This window comes from Hafnia sp. HMSC23F03, from assembly GCF_001816025.1.
GTDB lineage: Bacteria > Pseudomonadota > Gammaproteobacteria > Enterobacterales > Enterobacteriaceae > Hafnia > Hafnia paralvei.
The window spans coordinates 1-2,321 of record NZ_KV824201.1 but is presented as its reverse complement, the minus strand read 5'-3'; the positions used below and the strand labels follow the sequence as shown (position 1 = coordinate 2,321).

Genomic DNA, 2,321 nt, shown 5'->3' with positions numbered 1-2,321 from the left:
CTCTGGTGTAACGCCCAGCGCGTCGGCGATCAGCCTTTCACCTTTGGGCCAGTGGCGATACAGGGCGTTTCCCAGTGTGGAGGACGCGAGCCCTGAGTTGCGGGAAACGGCGGAAAGCGATGTTCCGTGCTTTTTCAGCGCCGCGATAATGTCGGCGGAATGCCAGTCCGGTTGCATCATGCCGCCTCCCCGTCAATTAGCTTCACGCCGTCGGCGGTACGCACCCAGCGTGGTGCTTTCATTTCTGCCACGAAGTAGTTGATCAGGTCGTACAGCAACCCGATAAGGTGTTTCTCTGTTTCAGATGAAAAATCCTGTCCCGCGAGTATTTGCGTGAGGGCAAGGCAGTAGTCACAAAGTTCGGTGCATTCAGGCTCGAAGCGGGGAGAGTGTGTGGGAAGTGTATCAACGGTCAGGCTTTCAAACAGATGAGGGGGAACCGGATCGAGCAACGTGGGCTGTAGCAATGTCAGACAGGCGTTGATCCTGCCGCACAGCGCCATTTTCAGCGCAGGATCGTGGCTTTCAATCAGGGTTTCGGCGAAGTTTTCGCAATGGCTGGCAAGGACGGTGAAGTCTGTGGCGGCGTTAAAGGGTACGGAAAGTAACGGGTGTGTTTGAGTGGGGATCGTAGCCATAGTGGCAGCCTCCTGTAACGGGTTTAAAACCCACCACCAGAGGTTCCAATCTCATGGTGGTGGACTGAACGGGGTTGGAACTACCGGCGTTACAGGTTACCGGCGCACCTTGCGGTGCCCCCGCCCAGCCCACCATTGAGGTGCAGCCGTGCGCACGACACAAAAAAAGACGCGAGCGCGTCATATGTCGCCTGTAACATTTCTCAGGGTTCCAATCCCGGCACCTGAATTTGCAGATGCGGGTAAACAATATCGCGTTTGATTTGTGGCGGCAAGAAAATTACTGGAAGGCGGGTTTTCAAAAGGAGGGGGGATTGAAACGCACCAAAGGGGAAACATCCGTTTCCCCTTTAATAAGGCTTTTACATTACGAGGCTGCTTTCAGACGACGGGCAAACTGATAAGGTGAAATATAGCCGCCGTTGTTTACATCCAGATAATCCGCCCACCACTGCATCATCGCGATCCGTTCTTCCATATATTCAGCCTTATGAATATAGGCGGCACGCACGCTGTTTCTTTCCTGATGGCTCATCTGTTTTTCAATGGCCTCTTTGCTCCACAGCCCCGATTCACTCAGCGCGCTGCACGCCATCGCCCGGAAGCCGTGGCCGCAAATCTCTTTTTTAGTATCGTAACCCATCACGCGTAATGCTTTGTTAATCGTGTTGTCGCTCATGCATTTATCCTGATCGTATTCGCCGGGGAAAATAAAGGCCAGATGACCGGAGAGCGCTTCTGTTTGTTTTAAAATCGCAATCGCCTGCTCGGACAGCGGAACGATGTGCTGCATTTTCATTTTTGTACCGCGGTGAGAGAAGCGCACGTTCTCTATTTGCTCCCGCTCGTCAGGGATTATCCATAGCTTCTGCTGCCAGTCGATTTCACTCCAGCGGGCAAAGCGCAGTTCGCTGGAGCGCACGAAAAACAGCAGCGACAGTTTAAGCGCGTACCGTGTCAGCAGCCTGCCGGAGTAACTGTCCGTGCGGGATAACAATTCGGGCAGCTTCTCGAGAGGCAGGGCCGGGTAGTGTTGCGTTTCCGGCGGCGTAAATTCGCCGTCCAGATCCAGCGCCGGGTTTGATTTGATTAACTGCTTTTTCACCGCATAGCGCATGATTTCAGTCACATAGTTTTTCAGCCGCGCGGTGATCTCCAGAAAGCCTTTACTTTCCGCCTTGCGCAAGGCGAGTAACAGATCCTCTGTCGTGACCTGATCGATAAGGGCGTCCCCGATATCCGGGAAAATATACATTTCAAGCCTGCGCTGGATGGTTGTCGCATAATGTGCAGACCAGCGCCGATGATCGGCATGCCAGTTCATGGCTATCTGCCGCAACGTCTGCCCATTTTTCTTTTTCTGCTGAGCGATTTTCTTATCAGCGGAAGGATCGCCCCCCCTCGCGAACTTTAGCGCGTGCAGCATCGCGCAGCTGCCGCGCTTTAAACAGAGACACATCGGGGTAGGGGCCAAAGGCCAGTTTTTTCTCTTTGCCGTCGATGCGGTACTTCATGTACCAGAGTTTTGAGCCGTTAGGTTTGATCAGCAGGTAGAGTCCTGAACTGTCGGTAAGCTTGAAGGATTTATCGGTGGGTTTGATCTTGCGGATAGCGGTATCGGTTAACGCCATAGTGGGGGCTCCATTTTCTCAACAAACCGTGAGGCCCCCGATTAAGCCCCCA

The 2,321-nt window shown here is 53.6% G+C and carries 2 protein-coding genes and 1 pseudogene; all 3 read right to left on the bottom strand.

Annotated elements, in window-relative coordinates; genetic code table 11:
* Window positions 1-180: helix-turn-helix domain-containing protein (locus HMPREF3091_RS04065; protein WP_070714448.1), on the bottom strand; the 180-nt coding region annotated here is incomplete at its 3' end.
* Entirely contained in the window at window positions 177-638 is a 462-nt protein-coding gene (locus tag HMPREF3091_RS04060) for a hypothetical protein (protein ID WP_070714397.1), read from the bottom strand. The genes HMPREF3091_RS04060 and HMPREF3091_RS04065, both read right to left, overlap by 4 nt.
* A 367-nt stretch (window positions 639-1,005) precedes the next feature.
* A pseudogene (locus HMPREF3091_RS04055) lies at window positions 1,006-2,269 on the bottom strand (tyrosine-type recombinase/integrase).
* Window positions 2,270-2,321: the final 52 nt, after the last annotated feature.